A 20,604-nucleotide genomic window follows, 5' to 3' on the forward strand; every position below is an offset into this window, starting at 1 on the left:
ATGAAATAAGGTAAACGAATCTATAGATTTCGATACACATAGACATTTGAGGTTGAAGTTGCTATTACTTGGAAACGCGAAGCTTTGGTGTACCGGGAATCCATGATCAGTTGCCTCTCGGTATAAGGGCGCTCATCTGCCACGCGGTAGAAGAGTCCCCTGATGGAAACGTATGGATCCGGCTAAAGGATATAGATATTGAACCTATCCAAAGGGACTGGTCGATCATGCATAAACGCAAAGTATCCTGCTTACCTGGAAAATATAATTCGCCCGACCCGAATTCGGCAGCTTCCATGGCCGGGATCGTTAGTCGGGCGTATTTTTCAGGAACATCGATAAATTAACGTATTAATAAGTTTCATAGACGAGTTGGCTGTCCAACTCAAGCTTCCGATTAAATACCGCGCAAATAATCAGTTGTCCGGCCGGAGTGTCTCCTGCATCGTACCCGAATCGAATGGTGCCGTCTTCATGAAATTCAAGCTCGGAAAAGACTAATTCGTTCACATCTTCGTCTGGATGCGTACGGGCAATCAGGTTTAACGCTTGACCATGGAGTTCGTCAATTCGTTCCCAGGCTTTTCGGATCACGGGAGACAGCCGTTTCATGTCCGCCTTGGCGGGTACATCCGCCGTAACGGAAAGTTCCTTCCCTTTATAATGAAGGATGGCCTTATAGGAAGTTAGCGAGTTGTCGTATCGAAAAGTTCCCATTCCCTTGATGGCATGGTCCGGCTCAACGATGAGATTATCGGCGTAACTCAGATGCTGCAGCTTCGGATTATGGCGGGTTTCCAGTTCCGAGAGTTTATTTTCCGAGCAGTAAAGCTCGGCCAAAAGCGGATTGTGTCCGAGGTCCAAGCTTGTGAGATGGTTGTTGAAGCATCTTAAACTCCGTAAAGCCGGGCTGCCGGTTACATTCAAATTCCGTAAATGATTGTTATTGCAGCGGATTTCCACCAGGTTCCTGCAATTTTTTATATTCAAGCCGATCAAATAATTGTTTCCGCAATCAAGATGCGTTAGTTGTGTGTTTTGATCCAACTCCAAACCAAACATGGAGGTATAGCCGCAGTTAAGTTCCTTTAAATCGACGTTCTGCTCTAAATGCAGCTCTGAAAGGATATTCCAATAACAGACCAACGTGGCGAGTTTGGGATTGCTGCTGACATCCAGTTGCCAAAGGCGGTTATAACCGCAATCCAGCGCTTCCAATCTAACATTGGCCGTCAAATCCAATGAATGAATCTCGTTTTTGTTGCAAGATAGCTTTTCGAGGTTCGTATTATGAACCGTTTCTAAAGAAATGAGTTTGTTGCCCCCGCATTCTAAAATTCTCAGCTTCGTATTCTTGCTAATGTCAAGCTCCGTCAAGTGATTGAACGAGCAATCAAGCTCTTCCAGAGAAGCGAAGTATTCAATCCCTTTCAGACTGGAAAAGCGTTGATTCGCAATCTCCAGGGTTACGATTCCCTCCACATCGCCCGTCTGAATCCGTTCGCGATTTCCGGAAAATTGCTCCAATACAAACGCCTTAAAACGCTCATCAATGAAATCTTCGGTAATATCCATGGCATATCTCCCCAGCAATTTGGTTTCTCCGTTCCATCCTGCAGTACGTCTCGCTATGTGTCGGGTAATTAACATGTTTAAAGTACTCTACTTCAACATCTCTTGCAGGGAGTTTGCCGAGCTGCGGCATTGGGTGGATGAAAATGATGGAATTGATGCAAAAAAGGAACTGGTGATCGTGTGTACATGGACTGAGCAGCAGGTCGCCAAAACTGAAGAAATCATGGCCGCTTGGTTGTACGGCTAGAATACGGGCAGGTTGATCTAACCTCAATCAAGTACTGAAGGGGGAGAGGATAATGATGCATTATGTTCGCGCCGGTTCCGGGAAGCCGCTATTCCTGATTCACGGCTTTCTCGGCACTTGGAGGATTTTCGAGGAAGTTATGCCGAAGTTGGCCTTACACTACGATGTCATTGCCGTAGACTTACCGGGGCAGGGGAAGAGCGATCCGGATGAAGATACGAAAAGCGTTGAGCATTACGCCGAGGCGGTGCTTGCCTTGCAGGATGAGCTCGGGATTGATCAAGCGGTATGGATCGGCCATTCGCTCGGAGGATATATCGCCCAATCCGCTGTCGAACGGTATCCTGAAAGGTTACATGCAGCCGTCTTCGCTTATGCTACAGCGGTGGGAGCCAACGAGGAATTGGCCTCTTTTTGCAAAACATTGCAACAGGAAGTCATCGAGCATGGTGTTGGGCCGTTTTCGGAGCGCCATATTCCACGATTCTTTGCAGAGCGGTCGGATCCGAAACAGATCGGATTCGCAATAGAGGTTGCCAAGGAATCCTCCGCAGCCGGTATCCTCGCAGCGCTTTCCGCGATCGCCTCGCATCCTGATCAAGTCGAAACGCTTAAGCAAGCGACCCTTCCCATGCTGGAGGTCGTTGGTTTGTATGACCATCTGCAAGCACGCTACGAGGCCAAATCCTCCTATTTGACCCGGGTTGAAACTCCAACCTCGCACATGGGATTCCAGGATGATCCCGACTTGTTTGCAAGCATTTTGATGAAATGGCTGGACGACCGGGTATTCCGAAGTAAAGTTCGGAATGGCGGGCAGCAGTAAAAAGTATCAGGAAAAGAAAATCGCGTATCGCAAGCGGACCGGCCTTCCATGCCATATTATGGTTCTCCAATCAATCATGGAATTAGGAGAAAAGCAGCGGAGTTCCTGCCAGATTCGCTTGCGCTGCGTATTCGGTCGGCGACAGGCCGCAGTGCTTTTTGAACACCCGGTGAAAATACGAAGTATCGTAGTACCCGAGATACTGCGATATGTCGGCGACCGTCATATCCGAGCCCAGCAGCAGGCTGTAGGCTTCCAGCATGCGCAGCTGATGCATATACCGGATCGGGGAAAGGCCGCACACTTCTTTGAAGACGGCGGTGATGTAATTGGGTGAACGGCCGATCAGCGCAGCCAACTGCGAAATCTCGATCTGTTCTCGGTAATGCTCCAGCAGGTAGGCCTTGATCGTCTCGGCATATTTGAGCTTGCTCGGTGTAAGCGTAGGTCTATCCAGCTCCCTGGCGATCATGCCGAGCAGTTCCTGCAGAATGCCGAGGCAGATGATGGAACGGTAGTTCCTGCCGCTCCGCATCTCATCATACAGTCTTTCACAGCGGTGATAGGCGTATTGACTCGAGGATAGCTTGAATTTTACGAAATGTCCTTTATCCACAAATGGAATCCCTGTCTGAACCCCCGTCTCGCACGTAAATAAAACGGTAAACTTTTGGTGGGGGACCCCATTCATATTTTCGCCTGCTCTCCGGGCTCCTTTGGGAATGAAGAGCACGTCTTCCGCTTCGGCGGTCACCACGTTTCCGTTGATTTCATACCGGACTTGCCCCTCCCGAACGACCACGAGAACGTTATGCGTAATCGTTTCGAGCTGGGTCCGCCAATGGGGAATATGATTATCGAAATTTACACTCATCATCTGAAGCATCTTTAACACCTCTTTGCCCATTTCCTTAATGAAACCCTATCATACCGGGATAGGGACGTAAATATGCCGAGCGGGCAATCTGCACGGATCTTGAAAATGGATATAGAAATGTACAACGAAGAAAGGAAATATACATGGACGCTGGAACCGGAGCATGCCTATAATTCACCTGCAAAGGCATTTCATATCCGGAGAGGATGGATGAATCGATGAGAGTGTTACTGCTGGATTTGGACTCAACGAGACCGGACCACCTGGGCTGCTACGGCTACCACCGGAATACCTCCCCCAACATTGACCGGATCGCGGCCGAAGGCGTCCGCTTCGACAACTATTACACCTCGGATGCGCCCTGCTTTCCGTCGCGCTCCGCGCTGATGACGGGCCGCTTCGGCATCCATAACGGCGTAGTAGGGCATGGAGGAACGGCTGCCGACGTCCGGTATGAAGGTGCGGACCGGGATTTTCATGACAAGCTGGCCACGGAGAGTTTCCCGGCGATTTTCCGGCGCGCGGGCATGAGGACGGCATTGGTAAGCCCGTTTGGCGAGCGGCATTCCGCATGGACCTTTTATGCCGGATTTAACGAAATTTATAATACGGGCAAAGGCGGCATGGAATCCGCCGAGGAGGTTACTCCCGTCGTGCTGGACTGGATCGAACGTAACGGGGAGCAGGAAGACTGGATGCTGTACGTAAATTATTGGGACCCGCATACCCCGTACCGCGCACCGGAGTCTTTCGGCAATCCGTTCAAGAACGAACCGCTTCCGGATTGGATCACGGAGGAGGTTCTGGAACTTCACAAGCAAAAGGTCGGTCCTCACGGCGCAAACGAAATCAATATGTATAACAGCGGCACGTCGCCCGATTATCCCCGCCATCCGGGCGAAATTCGATCCATGGACGATTTGAGAACAATGATTGACGGCTACGACTGCGGCGTCCGGCACATGGATGGCCATATCGGAAAAATCTTCAAGCTCCTGGAGGAAAAAGGGGTCATGGACGATCTGGTCATCATCATTACCGCCGACCATGGCGAGAACATGGGGGAACTCGGTATCTACGGCGAACACGGAACCGCGGATCAGGCCACATGCCGCATCCCGATGATCATCCGGTGGCCGGGGCTGCAGAAGGGTATTGCCGATGCTTCGTTCCACTATCACCTCGACCTGCTGCCGACGGTAGCGGAACTGTTAAACGTTGAACCGATGAAGAGCTGGGACGGCAGCAGCTATGCCGATAGCTTGCGAAGCGGGAAGCCGGCCGGGCGTGATTATTTGGTGGTGTCCCAATGCGCTCACGTCTGCCAGCGCAGCGTTCGGTTCGGGGACTGGCTGTACATTCGCACGTATCATGACGGGTATCACCTGTTTGACAAGGAAATGCTGTTTAACCTGTCGAAGGATATCCATGAGCAGAACAACCTGGCCCATGAGCGAAGGGATCTCTGCAAGGAAGCCGTCTATTTGCTGAACGAGTGGCATGATCACATGATGGAGACGATGAAATTCGACGTCGATCCGTTGTGGACCGTGATCCGGGAAGGCGGGCCATACCATGCCAAAGGTCATTTGCCGATGTACATTGAACGTTTGAAGATGACGGGGAGGGAGCACGCCGTGCCTGAACTGATGCGCCGTCATCCGAGAGAGTTCGCACGGAAATAAGCGGGGTCGTCGAACAGGGCTATCGTTATGCGATAGTCCCTTTTGCGATCGGGGCAAAAATCGGTCAGGAACCACGATAATGGGGGATGACAAGCCCTGCGAAAAATGCCATTATTAAAGCACATCGTTATTGCCGATATCAAATAATCGATCTCCGCAATCGATAAGAAATCATAACGTATTTTACATGCTATGGTATAAGGAAGATCATGGATGCTGCATACGAGTTATAAATCGTTAAGGGCTATGGTTACAGGGCCGTTAAGTAAATTTGTTCCAATCAACCGCCCGTATCGGATAAGCTGTCATCGGGTATCGGAAACCTTGGCGATGGAAAGGATTAGGAGCATCCGGGTTTGGTATCCACTTAAAATAAGGGAGTGAAGAATCTATGATTACTAAAGTCGGTCAGATTATGTTGTATGTAAATAACCAAGACGAGGCCGTGAATTTTTGGACGGAAAAATTAGGATTTGACGTTATTTCCGAAGAAAATAATGGTCAGGGCATGAGATGGATTGAAATTGCTCCAACAAAGGGCGCCGAAACAAGCATCATTTTGCACAATAAAGAAATCGTTGCCAAAATGTCTCCGGGATTAAACCTGGGTACGCCTTCTTTAATGTTTTTTGTGGAAAATCTCGATGAATTACATAGCGACTTCTCCAATAAAAAAATCAAAGTGGGGGAAATTGTAAATATGCCTTCCGGCAGAGTATTTAACTTTGCAGATGACGAAGACAATTACTTTGCGGTAATGGAAAAAAAATAAATTGTTAATAAGAACATACATGTATACTAAGTCGCCATATTGGCGGCTTTTTCAATATTATCGATATAAGTTCTTGTCCCCGGCTGACAGCCGATTTAGTGAGTAACTAACAGACTTTGATTATACTTTCATGCAGTGTTCGCTATAATGGATACATTGAGTGAGGAAAGGGATGTAATTCATGAAGAAAGCGATCGTCATCGGATCAGGAATTCTTGGGGCATCGACGGCATTCCAGTTGGGAAAGATGGGGGCAGATGTCCTTATAGTAGACCGCAATGATAAAGGACAGGCTACGGATGCCGCTGCCGGCATTATCTGCCCCTGGCTATCGCAAAGACGTAATCAGGCATGGTACCGGCTGGCCAAGGCAGGCGCACGTTATTACCCCGGGTTGATTAACGAACTCAAAAGCGAAGGCGAAACCGAAACAGGATATGCTCAAGTTGGTGCTCTTAACATTCATGATGATTTGGAGAAAATCAGAAAGATGGAAGAGCGGGCACAACTACGAAAAGCGGATGCACCGGAGATCGGCGGAATTACCCGACTTGATGAAAAAGAAACCCATGAGCTGTTTCCTCTTTTAGAAGAAGGTTATCATTCCGTACACATCAGCGGAGCCGCCCGTATAGATGGTCGTGCGCTGCGCGATGCTTTGGTCCGATCGGCACAAAGAAACGGAGCCGTCCTGATAAACGGCGATGCCAAACTTCAATATCAGTCGAATCATGTAACAGGAGTAACCGTCGGCGCAGAAAGCTTCTCGTCTGATGTAGTCATTGTGTGTGCAGGTGCATGGGCTAATCAACTGCTGCAGCCATTGGGCATTCACTTTAAGGTTCGTTTTCAAAAAGCGCAAATTATGCATTTGCAGGTTCCTGACAGAGAAAACACAGGCGCTTGGCCTGTAGTTATGCCTCCTTCTGATCAATATCTCTTGGCTTTCGATCAACAGAAGATCGTAATAGGGGCGACTCACGAAAATGAAATTGAGGGTTACGATACAAGGGTAACGGCAGGCGGAATACAGGAAATTCTGAATAAAGGGTTAGCATTGGCACCTGGATTAGCAAACAGCGCGTTTCAGGAGGTAAGAGTCGGTTTTCGCCCTTTTACGCCTGGTTTCCTTCCGGTGATAGGCGTTGTTCCCGGCTGGGACGGTCTTATAACGGCAAACGGACTTGGAGCGTCCGGTCTGACGATGGGCCCCTTTATGGGCAGCCAGCTGGCAAAGTTGGCATTGGGAATGGCTCTGGATATCGATATTAACGATTATGATATTCGAAATGCAATGGATGAACGTTGACCCGAGGAGAACAAGATCGAAAAGGGGCACGCGGAGGATTTGAAGGACAAGATCATACACGTAAGAAACCGTGATTATCACGGTTTTTTGTTTGCGTGCCCGAAGGCACGCATCCTCTAGCCGGTGAGGTTGAACCTACATTCGAGATGGATTTTTCGGACAAAGGTGTTGGAAAAAGTTTGACTTTTTTCAGTTTTATTGGTATAAACGGATTGAGTGCATCAATCCATTTAATTTATCTTAGGAGCGTCTTATTCATGAGCCCTTCGTTGTCTCGCGAGAATTTCTTCTTAACCGTAATTAACGAATTTAAACACCACCAAGTCAAGACTGGGAGCCTGGAGCAGAAGCTGCAAGAACTTATATTGGATATTGCTCAGGCTGTTGAAAACAAGCTGGGGCTTAACTCAGCGATCATACAAAGAATCAACGGCGTGTTCAAAGAATACCAAGCCGTTCAGTTGAAAGTAGGCCTTGCTTCGGAAAGGGGGCTTTCTTCCGTTGATGAACAGCAGCAAATTTTGTTGTACACAGAATTCATAGATGAACCAGACCAGCTGAGGCGAGTGTATATGGAAGCGCTGATAAGTTTGCTTGAAGCCATGGAGAAAAACCGGCTGGATTTGCAACGGTGTTTTCAATGCGATCATTGGTTTATCCCTTATCAGCGTGCTCAAATTACTAAATTCTGCAGCTCTAAATGCCGCAATCGTTACAATTATTTAATCAAGAAAAGGGATATGCAGGATAGCAGGATAATGGCAGCGAGGGGGTAAACGCATGATTATTTTAAAATCGGATGAAGAAATCGAATTCATGAGGGAAGCCGGCCGAATTGTTGCCGAATGCCATGCTATGCTGGACGAAATCATGAACCCGGGGATAACAACCATGTAAATCGACCGATTGGTGGAAGAAAAAATACGTGCGAGAGGCGCAATTCCCAGCTTTAAGGGACATCATGGTTTCACGGCATCGATCTGCACGGCCAAGAACGACGTGATTTGTCACGGATTTCCCGATTCGGTTCCTTTGGCTGATGGCGATGTCATTACGATTGACATTGGCGCGTTTTATAATGGATATCACGGAGATTCCGGCTGGACCTACGCCGTCGGCAACGTCTCGCAGGAAATCGAGAATTTAATGAAGGTCTGTCATCAAAGTTTATTTCTCGGCATTGAGCAAGCCGCTATTGGCAATCGTATGGGCGATATCGGATTTGCGATAGACAGCCATGCACAGCAATTTGGGTACGGCAATGTTCGGGAATTTACGGGTCATGGAATAGGAAAGGACCTGTGGGAGGAACCGGCAGTTCCCCATTATGGCGTTAAAGGCAAAGGGGTACGTTTGAAAAAAGGCATGGTTCTAGCCATTGAGCCAATGCTGACTTTGGACGGCTGGCGATCTTATGTTGAAAATGACGGATGGACTGCCCGGACCATGGATCATTCCATTTGTGTTCAGTATGAACATACCGTTGTGATCACAGAGGATGGGCCCCGAATTTTGACTGTGTTGTAAGAATATTGCGGAACCTGCCCGCGATAACGGAAGTCGATGCAACGTACATGCCCTCTGCCTTTCTTTCGGAAGCATAGAGGGCATTGCTGTGTCATTTACATAGAAGAAAAATAATATTTTCCTTTAAGCTCTTGCAATCGCAAGAGTTTTTTTCTTTCCAAAAAGCGCAGATGCGATGCCGTTTCTCCCAGCGCGAATCTGGCACTGTCCTTGTTGAAAACCTTATGGAACAGCTGTAGGCAAATTTAGGAGTAATCTTCTGAAGCAGCATATCCCCGCCAATCAGCGCAAGCTTCTCCTGATTCCAGAATCCCGTGCTTCCCGCGGCATGTCCGCCGCCAACCATGATCTTAAACGGCTTTCCGCCTAATATGATCGATTTGTTTTCCTGTAAATTCACGGTTCTTCCCGAGATAGGGGAGATTTGATCCAGCAATCGCCAATCGAGCTCGGCCACGTGAGAACTATAGGTTAAACAAAGTAAGGCGTCAATGATCTATAGAAATTTTTTAGGCAAAAATAGAAAAGTTCAATTAGACTTTTAAATCCCATCGGTTTAGTATGATTAAAATGTTTCATAGGCAAACAATAAAGGAGGTATCTATCAAAATGGCTGCCTGTTTGAGCCGCGAAGAAATGGAGCCTGTCTTGACTGGTTCCAAATTCAACCAATTCCTTGGCATCCGGCTCGAGGAAATCAAGGACCGCTCGATCACGATCCGGCTGCCCTATAATGAGCTGTTCTATACATCGGCAGACGGATATATCCATGGGGGCATACTCGCAACCATGATCGACATTGCAGGTTACTTCGCGATTTTCAGCCTGCTCAACCAGCCGGTGCCGACGGTCGATCTGAAAATCGACTATTTACGGCCCGGCAGGGCGGGAGATCTGCTGGCTACGGCTACCGTGGTGAAGCTGGGGAGAACCGTCAGCATTGCGGACATTGTCGTGACCGACCTTTCAGGCAAGCAAATCGCCATTGGAAGGGGGTTGTTCAGTTCAAAACAAGAGTAGGCGGTAATAGAAATTTGAAGAGATTGTAAAGGTGGAGCAGCTATGAGCACATATAATTTTGCGGACATTGTCCGCACCTCGACTTCTCATGCTCCTTCCGACATTGCCATCATCGCTCAAGGAAGGACTTTAAGCTACAGGGAGCTTTTAAGCCGCATCAACCAGGCAGGCAACTTGTTTGCCAGTCTTGGCATTCAGCCCGGAGATCGCGTGGCGGTTTTATTCATCAACGACTTCCGTTTTTTGGAAATATGCTTCGGGTTAATGTCCATCGGAGCGGTCCCGGTGCCTATGAATTCGAAGCTGGGTGCCGAAACGCTGGCTTACATATACAAGGATAGCGGCAGTCGCATTTTGGTATATCACGTTTCCTTGGGAGACAAGGCGCGCGTCATTCATCAGCTGGTATCCGTCGCTGTCAGCATGATCTGCACCGCAGATTCTTTTCCATCTTCGAATGGGTTGAACTCTCTGGCGTATGACGAACTGCTGCCATTGCAGGACCCGTGCCTGGAACTGTATCCAACCCGGGCCGAAGACCTTTGCCTGCTCCCGTACACTTCCGGTTCCACGGGGAATCCCAAGGGTTGCCGCCTCACTCACCGCGGGCAGTTGTGGAATGTTGCCGCGATTGCACAGATCAGGGAGCTTCAGCGGAAAGATCGCATTGTGATTTCGCTGCCTTTATACCACAAGAACGCCATGCTTTCCATGAAGGCGGTGTTTCATTCCGGTTCATCTGCCGTCATTCTTCCTGCCCCGGAGCCTGCCGAGATTTTAAAAGCGGTCGAGACGCACCGATGCACCTATATCTCCGGAGTGCCCGCACTATACCGCATGCTCGTGACACATTTGAAGGAGTCTTCAGCCTCCTGCGATCTTGGCTCTTTGAAATATGCGGTATGCGGTTCATCCGATACCCCGGTGGAGCTTCTGGAAGATATCAGGAAGTGGATGGGAATCGAGGTCTATGAGGGGTATGGATTAACCGAAGGCGGACCTGTTGTTTTGGAGTCGAGGAAAGGAAAGCATAAACCGGGGTCGGCGGGATTCCCCCTTCCGGGATGTTCGATTCGAATCGTAAACCTCTTGGAAGAAGCGGTCCCCGAGGGCACAATCGGCGAACTGTGGGTTCGTAATCCCGGTGTCGCGGACGGGTACTGGAACCTTCCGGATGTGACAAGAAGACGGATCACCGAGGACGGATGGCTGAAGACGGGTGATATGGGGTGGCAGGATGAGGATGGGTATGTCTATATCGTCGGGCGAAAGGACGACATGATCAACGTTGGCGGAGAGAACGTCTATCCGAAGGAAGTGGAAAACATCCTTTTGCAGCATCCCCAGATCGAAGATGCTTGCGTTCTCCCGATTCCGCACGCGCTCAAAGGGGAAGTTCCCGTCGCATTCGTCGTCACCCGGCAGAAAATCGCCAGGGAGGATATCAAAAGGTTCTTCATTGAGCGGGGGCCTGCCTACGCGCATCCGCGGGAAATTTACGACTTGGACGCATTTCCGCTCACGGGCCCAGGGAAAGTGGACCGGACGAAAATGAAACAAATGTTAGCCGAACAATTGCAAAAAGGAGAGAGTAAAAAATCATGAGAGCAGCGCTTATTCTTGAACATGGAGATCGCAATAACGTCATCGTGGGTGAGTATCCGAAACCGGTCGCTGATCAGGGGGAAGTTTTGGTCAAGGTGAAGTCGGTATCTCTTAACCATCTGGATATTTTCGTAAGAAGGGGGATTCCCGGAAGGAAGCTGGAGCTGCCGCATATTTCGGGCGGCGATGTTTCCGGTGTTGTAGAAGAGGTTGGCCCAGGAGTGGCGAATGTTCAACCGGGCGACCGCGTTTTGATTGATCCCCATATTCCGGGCAAAGGCGCACTGGGTGAGGACACGACAGGAGGGCTGGCTGAATATGTGGCAGTCCCGGCCCATAACCTGATTCCCCTTCCCGACGACATCTCATTTGACGAAGCGGCAGCCCTGCCCATTGCTTATGGAACCGCCTGGAGAATGCTCATCACGCAGGGGAAACTGCAGGCTAACGAGACGATTTTGATTTTGGGGGCCAGCGGCGGAGTCGGAAATGCCGCCGTACTGATCGCCAAGCTGGCGGGAGCCCGCATTATCGCGGCGGCAGGCTCCGACAGCAAAGCGGAGAAACTGAAAGAGCTCGGGGCGGATTACGTGATCAACTACAATAAAGCCGATTTCTCCAAAGAAGTGTGGGCCATCACCGGAAAGCAAGGCGCGGATATCGTTGTGGACTATACGGGAAAAGCCACCTGGCCGCAGAGCATCAAAGCTACCCGAAAAGGCGGACGAATCCTTACTTGCGGAGCGACCACGGGATTTGAGGCCGTAACGGATTTGCGGTACGTCTGGGTCAGGGAAATCTCGATTATCGGCTCCAACGGTTGGGGAGAGAACGATCTGCATATTTTGCTGGATTTGGTTAGCCGTAAAAAGCTGAAACCGGTCATCGACCGCGTATTGCCGCTTGAAGACATTCGGGAAGCGCACCGGCTGATTGAAGAACGGGAGTTTTTCGGCAAAATTATCATTCATCCGTAATCGATAAAGGGGGAACCAACGATGGGAACAGCTTTAACGTTTGACCATGCGGTGCATTTTGTGGACAAGCCCGAGCATCTACCTGCGGAGCTTGCCAAACTGGGGATTCATACGGTGACGGGTGGTCGTCATGAATCGATAGGAACCTACAATGCGCTGACGTATTTTGATCTGAGCTATATCGAATGGATCGGGATATTTGATCCGAAGCTGCTGCCGCCTTATCAGGAGACGCATCGATTTGGGCTGGTTGATACGTTGGCAGGGGATGGATATGCGAAGGGACTCAGTCGGATTGCGCTGCGCACGGAGCGAATCGATGAGCTGGCGGCCCATTTGGCCGGTCAAGGCCTGGAGGTGGTCGGTCCCATCGATTGCTCCCGAAGAAGACCCGACGGCAAACTGCTCAGCTGGAAGCTCCTGTTTGCCGGCTTAGCGGATGAAGGGCTGCCGCTTCCTTTCTTTATTCAATGGGATGATTCCGATGAGGCCAGAAGGTTGGATTTATCGTCGAACGGAACGATCACGGATCACGCGCGCGGCTCGCTTGCCCTGGATTATGTGGCTTTTACGGTACGGAATTTGCAGGAAACGGTCCGGAATTGGACGAATTGGCTCGGCCTCAAGGCCGGGGAAGCGGTTTACGATGACTACTGGAAGGGCAAGAAACAAGCCTTGCATCTGGAGAATCTTTTACTCATGTTTATTGAGCCCGAAACCGACGGACCAGCCTGGAATGTTTTGCAAGAACGGGGGGAACGGCCGTTCATCATCGGATTGAACAGCGGTCAGGACGGCGTGTCCGAGCAGTATGTAGAAATTCACGGCTCCTTGTATCATTTGAGATAGCTGCAGCCGTCGGGAGGGAAAGGAGAGCGCATCGCATGGCAGTACGCACCAAAAGAGACAAAAGAACGAAGAACTTATGGATCCGAGTTGTGCACATCGCGTTTGTAGCCGCGCTGCTGGCGGGTATGCAGCTTGCGGTTTCCAAGGATTGGGTAAGCGGCGTTTTCCTGGCTTCCCCATCCCAGATCTTTCAAGAATTCGTTTATATGGCAAAAGAAAATACCCTTTGGCCGCATCTTTCCGTTTCTTTGCAGGAGGTTGCGGCCGGTTACCTCATTTCCGCCGGGGCGGGAATCGGCCTCGGCGTGTTGTTTGTCTCGTTTCCGTTATTGGAGAAGCTGATCGACCCTCTGATGGCCGCTATCATGGCGATTCCGAAAACGGCCATCATGCCGCTGCTCATCGTATGGTTCGGCATTGGATTCAAAAGCAAAGTCATCCTGGTAATTCTGTTTTGCTTTTTCAACATCTTATATAACACCGTAACCGGCTCAAAGCAGACCCGGATGGAGCATTTGAAACTGGCCAAAGTTTTCGAGGCCAGCCGGGCGCAGACGGTATTCAAGGTTTTGCTGCCCTCCGCGCTTCCTTCCATATTTAACGGGCTGCGGGTGACGGCCGCCACGGCGATCACCGGCGTGGTATTTGCCGAGATGGCTGCGGCCAAGAACGGTCTGGGATTCCTGTTGAATGAGTCCCAGGCTGTCTTGAACACGCCAAGGCTGTATCTGATCATTATTGTGGTGACGGTTCTTTCCGTGCTGTTCGTCGGACTGGTCAACTTGATCGAGAGGCTGGCATGCCGCCGCTGGATGCCGGGGCGCATTGCCTAAATTTATGCATATAAAGGGTGTGAAAGAGAACGATGTTTAACAATCATTGGTTTAACAAAACCATCGGCGGAGTCATCACGTTATCTTTAGTTTTTACGCTTGCGGCTTGCGGCTCTTCGACCACAGCCGTACCTTCTTCTTCAACTACGCCGGAAGCGGGCAAGAGTGCGGAAGCAGCCGCTCCGAGTTCGCTGGACAATACGACTGTGGATATCGCGGCAGGCATTCCGCCATGGAAGGGACGGGACAACAAGGAAGTCGCGGTTACCGCCGGCTTTTCCAAGGGGATGACCGGCATCGCCAATCAATTCGCCATCTCCAAGGGCTGGTACGATGAAGCCGGGATTCATTTGAACTTTGTCGATACGATCAATCCGGTAGCCGCTTTCGGGGCGGGTGAAGTCGACATTGCCGACGGAGATCCGGGGACCTACATCCCGGCCATAGTCAACGGCGTCAAAATCAAAGTCGTCAGCAACATGTGGAGAAGCCGAGGGGCCTACTGGATTATCGCCAAGCCCGAGATCAAATCGTTAGCCGATTTGAAAGGAAAGGTCGTCGGTTCCGCACAGCCGATCGGCGGCATGGCCCTGACGTTGATGGACGTGCTCTCCCAGAACGGCATTGACCCGAAAAAAGATGTGCAGCTCGTTCCAAACGGCGTGTATCAATCCGGTTATGCGACATTTGAATCCGGAGAAGTCGATGCCACGATTATCCACCAGCCGTTTGCCACGATGGCGGAACAAGCGGGCAAGGGGAACGTGCTGGCCAAAACCTGGGAGTTTATGCCCGAATATCAAACCGGCGTCCTGGTGGCCAGCGAGAAATGGATCAAAGAACAGCCTGAAGCCGTGGAGCGGGTGCTGGAAGTGTATTTCTACGCTAACGAGTATGCCAAAACGCATCTGGATGAATTCATTCCATGGGCGGCCCAATATTTAAACCTGGACGAGAAGACGGCCCGCACCGCGATTGAATCGGAAATGGTCCTTTGGGAAAACAACCCGATCGTCGATACCGACCGGCTGCAGGTTACCGAGGACCTGTTAACGAAGTACGGAATGCAGCGGGACAAGATTTCGGTAGACGGTACAGTCGACAACACATTTGCGGAACGCGTGGCGAAGAGGCTGAAGCTGGGCAAATACAAGCCGAACAACTAATGGGTGACGCGGAAAGGAGCTGATTCAATGCCAACCATCGAGCTTCGGAACATTACCAAGGAATACGAAAATATCGACGAGGAGCAGACCTATGCGCTGCGTGACATCAACTTGACGGTGCATGACGGAGAGTTCTTATGCGTATTAGGGCCGAGCGGCTGCGGAAAAAGCACGCTGTTGGAAATTACGGCGGGCTTGCTCTCTCAAACGAGCGGGGAGGTTTTGCTGGATCATGTCCAGCAATCCGGGACAAGCCGCGATATCGGCGTTGTTTTTCAGGACTCCGCATTGTTTCCGTGGAGAAGCATCCGCCGCAATATCGAGTTCGGTCTGGAGATCGCCGGCGTCAGCCGCGAGGAGCGGCGCGACCGGGTGCAGAAAACGATGGAACTCGTCGGCTTGGCCGGATTCGAAGACAAATATCCCCATCAGCTTTCGGGCGGAATGCGCCAGCGGGCAGGCCTTGCCCGAACGCTCGTTGCAGATCCGCGGGTCATTCTCATGGACGAGCCCTTCAGCGCGGTCGATCACCTTACACGATTGACGTTGCAGGATGAAATGATACGCATTTGGGAGAAAGAGAAGAAAACGATTTTTTTCATCACGCATGACGTGGCAGAAGCCGTATATTTAGCGACGAGGATCGTCCTTCTAAGCCCGCGTCCCGGCCGTATCCAGAAAATATTCGATGTTCCGTTCGAACGGCCGCGAAACCGGAATGACATGCAGCTGCTGAATATCGTGGAAAAAATCTATATGGAGATCAATAATCCGGTAAAAAGCAAGGATTCGGAATATTTTATTTAATCGGACGTTCTATTGAACCAAATTTCGGTGGGGGAATAAACATGAAGGTCATCATTACGGGCGGCAGCCGGGGAATCGGGCATGCGATAGCCCGGCAATTATCACTCGCCGGCCACGAACTGCTGCTGGTGGGCCGAAACGGTGAACGATTGGCCAAAGCCAAAGCCTCTCTTCCGGTTAAGACGTTGGTTTACCCGGTAGACCATACGATCGATGGGGCACCGGATGAACTTATCGCTTATATGAAGGAACAGGGATTTGATCCGGATGTGCTTATTTTGAATGCCGCCGCCTTTTTTGACGAAACCCGTTCCGTCATTAAACCGGATGGCCAGGATTTTGAACGCATGCTTCAAGCCAATGTCGTAGCCAACTACAACTGGGTACAAAAACTGCTGCCGCTGATAAGGGGAGGCATGTATCCACGGATTATCGTGATCGGATCAACGGCGGCGCTGAGAGCGGATACCTCGCTGTACGGAATCTCCAAGGCAGCCATGCGAAATTACACGCTGGGACTCCGGGAGGAACTTAAGCCGACGGGGGTCGGGGTTACGCTCATTCATCCCGGCGGCACGTTTACCGAAAAGCGTGTGCCTGATGAGCAGACGGCATCGGACCGGTTGCTCGAAGCCGGCGACATCGGCTTATTGGTTGCGGCAATACTGAGCTTAAGCCCTCAGGCGGTGGTCGAAGAGCTTACGGTCAGGCCGATGCTGGGAGATACGTTTTGAACAGAAATGATGCTTGAAGCCCTATTCTAAACCCTTCTCAGTCTTTGTTACTGCGTTTCATTGACGAAAAATGGAAGAGTGGATAAGATGAGGCGAAATGTTTCTGATAAACATAACAATTAAGAGGGGCGTTATTATTGGATCGGTTTCATATTCAATTGGATTTGGCCTTGGGGCGCATGTTTGAAGTCTATAATTTGATCAATAAACAACCGAAAGAATATGTTACCGGCATGTTATTGTATTATTCGGAAATTCATATGATTGAAGCTATTGGCCGGCATCCGGATTCCAACCTCACGGAACTCTCCAATATTTTGAATATTACCAAGGGGACGGCATCCAAGACGATCGCCAAGCTGGCTTCCAAGGGCTTGATCTCAAAATACCGGCTTGAGGACAACAAGAAGGAAGTATATTTTCGGCTTACGGAGCTCGGGCAGCTTGCATTTGACGGCCATTATCGGTACCACGAATCCAGAAGCGCGGATATCGATCGGGACTTCGACAGCTATTCTCCGGAGGAGCAAAAGCTCATTTTGAACTTTATTGAGCGTTATACCGAAGAACTTAGCCGCTATCTGGACTAAAAGCGGTTGGGGTTACCGGAAGAACGCATGACGACAAGGAGGCTTATGCATGGTTAAAGCCAGTTTGACCCATTCAAGCGGTGCAGCGGGTTTGGAAGAAAGACTGATCGAAATTCGCCGCAATCTGCATCAGGAACCCGAATTATCCAATGAAGAGCATGAAACCACGCGAAAGCTTAAGCAATGGCTGAAAGAAGCGGAGATCGAAGTGCTGGACCTGCCAGAACTCAAGACGGGAGTCATCGCGCAGATTGGAACCGGCAAAGAGCCGATCATGGCCCTCCGTGCAGATATCGACGCACTGCCGATCCATGAGGAATCCGGAGTTCCGTTCCGCTCGAAATTTCCAGGGAAAATGCACGCTTGCGGTCACGATTTTCATACTGCCGTGGCTCTGGGAGCGGCCTATCTTCTCAAGGAAAAGGAGAAGGAGCTTCAGGGAACGGTTCGGATTATTTTCCAACCTGCCGAAGAGACTGGCCACGGTGCCAAGGATGTGGTGAATTCCGGCGGACTTGACGGCGTCTCGGCCATTTTCGGCCTTCACAATTCTCCGGAGCTTGCAGTAGGGGAGCTTGGCACATGCGAAGGCGCCATTACCGCGGGAGTCGACCGGTTCGAAATCGTCATTAGCGGAATCGGTGCCCATGCGGCCACGCCGGAAAAAGGCACGGATGCGATTGTTGCCGCCTCCCAGATCATCCTTGCCCTGCAAACCATCAGCAGCCGGCGGGTTAGCGCGCTTGATGCCGTCGTCGTCAGCGTAACCCGCATTTCCGGCGGAAACACCTGGAACGTTCTTCCAGGTACGGTTGAACTGGAAGGAACGTTCAGAACGCTTGATGTGGAGGTGCAGAAGCGCATTCCGGACTCGATCCGCCAAATCATTGAAGGGATTGGCGCCTCAGCGGGAGTGTCTGCCGAGCTGAAATGGTATCCGGGACCGCTGGCAACCATTAATGACGCACGCTGGGCCAATTTTGCGAGCGACACGGCTAAGGAATCCGGGTATGTCACGAAAGTGCTTGGACCGAGCATGGGAGGAGAAGATTTCTCCTATTACCTTCAGCATACACCGGGTGCCTTCGTGTTTGTGGGCTCAAGCTCGCCATTTGCCCTGCATCATCCGCGGTTTACGCCTGACGAAGCGGCGCTGTTGCCTGCAGCGGAATATTACAGCCATCTGGCCGTACGGTGTTTGAAAGAACTGAATACGCGATAAGCCGCCAATATCCGTTCCTTGGATAGCACAAGTCATCGCCTTATGGGCATCCTTTCCTTCGTAGAGAAGGGGAGGATGCCTTTGTTATTATTTTTCAACAATCTGCTATACTGTTTATTGGCTTACACGGAACGCTTTGAGGAGGAATCGCATTGTACCGGATTTTTATTGTGGAGGACGATAGCAAAATTAGCGCCGTCCTAAAGAGAAATATGGAGAAATACGGATTTGATGCAGCTTGCGCATCGGAATTTCGCGACATCATGCCGGAACTTGAGGTGTATGAACCGCATTTGGTCATGCTTGATATAAACCTGCCGTACTTTGACGGCTATTATTGGTGCAGGCAAATACGCATCAAATCCAATGTGCCGATCATTTTTATATCCGCTCGTGCGGGCGAGATGGATCAGGTGATGGCGATGGATAACGGCGGTGACGATTACATCACGAAGCCGATTCATTTAGATCTTTTAAACGCAAAGGTAAAAAGCGTACTAAGAAGAGTTTACGGGGATTATTCGGCATCGACCGGTCTTGCCCCTTCGCCTGAAAACGAGTTGAACGTACAAGGCTTGCGATTGAATCTTAGCCGTAATGAACTTATATGGCAAACGCGGAAAACCCAGATTACGAAAAATGAACAGTTGTTAGCCGAATGCTTCATGCAGCAGTACGGAAAAACCGTCTCGAGGGATCAGCTCTTGGGGACGTTATGGGATAATGCGCAGTTTGTGGATGACAATACGTTGACCGTCAATGTGGCAAGATTGCGGAAGAAACTCGAGGAGCTGGGGCTGCCGAATGCGATCGCGACAGTACGAGGCATGGGTTATAAACTGATTCTCGGCGACGAGCAGGGGGAGACGAGCTTATGAGAGTGCTCCCGGCAGCGTTGTTCCTTCGTGATCGGCTAATTTATGTGTTATCCGGATTCCTTATGATTAGTACCGGCGTCTGTTTAATGCTTCTGGAAAACGCGCGTTATCCCGGATGGATGGATACGAGCACGATTTATTATTTTGTTGCCGCCGCCGCATTTTTTTTGATGCTTGGACTAGCTGTAGACTATATTCGGCAGCGTGAGTATTACAACCAGCTTAGAAATGCGATTGAAAGGTCCAATGAATTACACGTTGAAGCCATCGTACAGTCTGCAGTAACGAAGGAGCAGCAGCTTGTCGCTAGATTGCTTGAACAACAAATGAGCGCTTATTTGAATAAGCTGGGCGCATACCGCCGCCAGCAGGAGCTCCATAATCATTTTGTCCTGCAGTGGGTGCATCATATGAAGACGCCTTTATCGGTTATCGATCTGCTCTTGCAAGAGACCGCGAAGCAGGCGCCATCTTCAGAGATGGAGCAAAAAGAGCTCGCGCTCAGCCTGCATGAAGAAGCGGATCGAATGTCGAGAGGCCTGGAAATGCTGCTCCATACGGCACGCCTCGAGAAGTTCGAAATGGATCTTCGCCTCAAAAAAACGCCGCTCCATAACGTGATACGAGACGTTCTGATCGCACACAAACGTTTATGCATCCGTCATAATGTCATACCGCAAATTCATGGCGAGGCATGGACGGAAACGGATGAGAAGTGGATGACCGTCGTGCTCAATCAAATCGTCAGCAACGCTATCAAATACAGCAAGAACAAACAAGGCGTAAAAAAGCTTATTTTCCAGTTGGAGCAATATACAGCCGCTGGCAGCAAACTTAGCATAACCGATGAAGGGAGCGGTATAGCGCCACACGATATACCGCGAGTCTTTGATCCTTTCTTCACTGGGGAGAACGGACGGTCTGCAGGGGAATCGACGGGAATGGGATTATATTTAGCGAAGCAAGTGTGCAGCAAGCTCGGTCATGAACTATCCGTATCGTCGGAGCTTGGTGTGGGTACGACGTTTACGATCACTTTTCAACACCATGGCATACACCTCATTCTGGGCGGCAAAGCAGACTAGGACATGCACGCTTTGTGACA

General features: G+C 50.3%; 20 protein-coding genes and 1 pseudogene. 19 read left to right on the plus strand and 2 right to left on the minus strand.

The genetic code is table 11. From position 1 onward, the window contains the following. Positions 1-351: 351 nt before the first annotated feature. Positions 352-1,575 (minus strand): leucine-rich repeat domain-containing protein, encoded by a 1,224-nt coding sequence (locus tag XI25_RS00775; protein WP_046676916.1) that lies wholly within the window; start codon positions 1,573-1,575, stop codon positions 352-354. Between the two features lie 73 nt (positions 1,576-1,648). On the opposite strand from XI25_RS00775, the gene XI25_RS33230 reads away from it, so the two are divergent. Both XI25_RS33230 and XI25_RS30905 read left to right on the plus strand, forming a co-directional pair. After that, positions 1,649-1,822 (plus strand): hypothetical protein, encoded by a 174-nt coding sequence (locus tag XI25_RS33230; RefSeq protein ID WP_160308868.1) that lies wholly within the window; start codon positions 1,649-1,651, stop codon positions 1,820-1,822. A 52-nt stretch (positions 1,823-1,874) separates the two neighbouring features. Continuing rightward, positions 1,875-2,648, plus strand: coding sequence for an alpha/beta fold hydrolase (locus XI25_RS30905; protein ID WP_052759396.1), 774 nt, complete (start codon positions 1,875-1,877; stop codon positions 2,646-2,648). Positions 2,649-2,730: 82 nt separating this feature from the next. On the opposite strand, the gene XI25_RS00790 is transcribed toward XI25_RS30905, so the two are convergent. Next, a complete protein-coding gene (locus XI25_RS00790; protein WP_046676918.1) occupies positions 2,731-3,534 on the minus strand; it encodes a helix-turn-helix domain-containing protein in 804 nt (267 codons plus the stop codon). 209 nt (positions 3,535-3,743) lie between these two features. On the opposite strand from XI25_RS00790, the gene XI25_RS00795 reads away from it, so the two are divergent. The 17 genes and pseudogenes from XI25_RS00795 to XI25_RS00880 all read left to right on the plus strand — a co-directional run bounded on the left by XI25_RS00795 (position 3,744) and on the right by XI25_RS00880 (position 20,584). Continuing rightward, positions 3,744-5,210 (plus strand): sulfatase family protein, encoded by a 1,467-nt coding sequence (locus tag XI25_RS00795; RefSeq protein ID WP_046676919.1) that lies wholly within the window; start codon positions 3,744-3,746, stop codon positions 5,208-5,210. 391 nt (positions 5,211-5,601) lie between these two features. After that, positions 5,602-5,982 carry a VOC family protein gene (locus XI25_RS00800; protein WP_046676920.1) on the plus strand — a complete coding sequence of 127 codons (381 nt, stop codon included), beginning with the start codon at positions 5,602-5,604 and terminating at the stop codon, positions 5,980-5,982. Between the two features lie 181 nt (positions 5,983-6,163). Further along, complete coding sequence (locus XI25_RS00805; RefSeq protein WP_046676921.1) at positions 6,164-7,291, plus strand: NAD(P)/FAD-dependent oxidoreductase; 1,128 nt, start codon at positions 6,164-6,166, stop codon at positions 7,289-7,291. Between the two features lie 257 nt (positions 7,292-7,548). Further along, entirely contained in the window at positions 7,549-8,067 is a 519-nt protein-coding gene (locus tag XI25_RS00810; protein WP_046676922.1) for a hypothetical protein, read from the plus strand. Positions 8,068-8,071: 4 nt separating this feature from the next. After that, positions 8,072-8,818: pseudogene (gene map / locus XI25_RS00815) on the plus strand (type I methionyl aminopeptidase). 609 nt (positions 8,819-9,427) lie between these two features. Beyond that, entirely contained in the window at positions 9,428-9,838 is a 411-nt protein-coding gene (locus tag XI25_RS00825; protein ID WP_052759397.1) for a PaaI family thioesterase, read from the plus strand. A 42-nt stretch (positions 9,839-9,880) separates the two neighbouring features. Beyond that, on the plus strand, positions 9,881-11,443 hold the full coding sequence (locus XI25_RS00830; protein ID WP_046676924.1) for a class I adenylate-forming enzyme family protein: 1,563 nt from the start codon (positions 9,881-9,883) through the stop codon (positions 11,441-11,443). Next, complete coding sequence (locus tag XI25_RS00835; protein WP_046676925.1) at positions 11,440-12,420, plus strand: zinc-binding dehydrogenase; 981 nt, start codon at positions 11,440-11,442, stop codon at positions 12,418-12,420. The genes XI25_RS00830 and XI25_RS00835 overlap by 4 nt, the downstream gene beginning before the upstream one ends. 21 nt (positions 12,421-12,441) lie before the next feature. Continuing rightward, on the plus strand, positions 12,442-13,269 hold the full coding sequence (locus XI25_RS00840; protein WP_046676926.1) for a VOC family protein: 828 nt from the start codon (positions 12,442-12,444) through the stop codon (positions 13,267-13,269). Between the two features lie 35 nt (positions 13,270-13,304). Further along, positions 13,305-14,102: an ABC transporter permease gene (locus XI25_RS00845; protein WP_046676927.1), complete on the plus strand. Its 798-nt coding sequence runs from the start codon at positions 13,305-13,307 to the stop codon at positions 14,100-14,102. A gap of 32 nt (positions 14,103-14,134) precedes the next feature. Beyond that, complete coding sequence (locus XI25_RS00850) at positions 14,135-15,268, plus strand: ABC transporter substrate-binding protein (protein WP_046676928.1); 1,134 nt, start codon at positions 14,135-14,137, stop codon at positions 15,266-15,268. Between the two features lie 27 nt (positions 15,269-15,295). Next, complete coding sequence (locus XI25_RS00855) at positions 15,296-16,075, plus strand: ABC transporter ATP-binding protein (RefSeq protein WP_046676929.1); 780 nt, start codon at positions 15,296-15,298, stop codon at positions 16,073-16,075. A gap of 41 nt (positions 16,076-16,116) precedes the next feature. Continuing rightward, positions 16,117-16,809, plus strand: a complete 693-nt coding sequence (locus XI25_RS30910; RefSeq protein WP_052759398.1) for an SDR family oxidoreductase — start codon at positions 16,117-16,119, stop codon at positions 16,807-16,809. A 137-nt stretch (positions 16,810-16,946) separates the two neighbouring features. Continuing rightward, on the plus strand, positions 16,947-17,399 hold the full coding sequence (locus XI25_RS00865) for a MarR family winged helix-turn-helix transcriptional regulator (protein WP_052759399.1): 453 nt from the start codon (positions 16,947-16,949) through the stop codon (positions 17,397-17,399). A 49-nt stretch (positions 17,400-17,448) separates the two neighbouring features. Next, the gene (locus XI25_RS00870) at positions 17,449-18,621 is read left to right on the plus strand and encodes an amidohydrolase (protein ID WP_046676930.1); all 1,173 of its coding nucleotides are present in this window, start codon (positions 17,449-17,451) and stop codon (positions 18,619-18,621) included. A 152-nt stretch (positions 18,622-18,773) separates the two neighbouring features. Further along, a complete protein-coding gene (locus tag XI25_RS00875) occupies positions 18,774-19,499 on the plus strand; it encodes a response regulator transcription factor (protein WP_046676931.1) in 726 nt (241 codons plus the stop codon). After that, a complete protein-coding gene (locus XI25_RS00880; protein ID WP_046676932.1) occupies positions 19,496-20,584 on the plus strand; it encodes a sensor histidine kinase in 1,089 nt (362 codons plus the stop codon). Before XI25_RS00875 ends, XI25_RS00880 begins: the two co-directional genes overlap by 4 nt. Positions 20,585-20,604: the final 20 nt, after the last annotated feature.

The organism is Paenibacillus sp. DMB20 (assembly GCF_000987955.1).
Taxonomy (GTDB): domain Bacteria; phylum Bacillota; class Bacilli; order Paenibacillales; family Paenibacillaceae; genus Paenibacillus_AQ.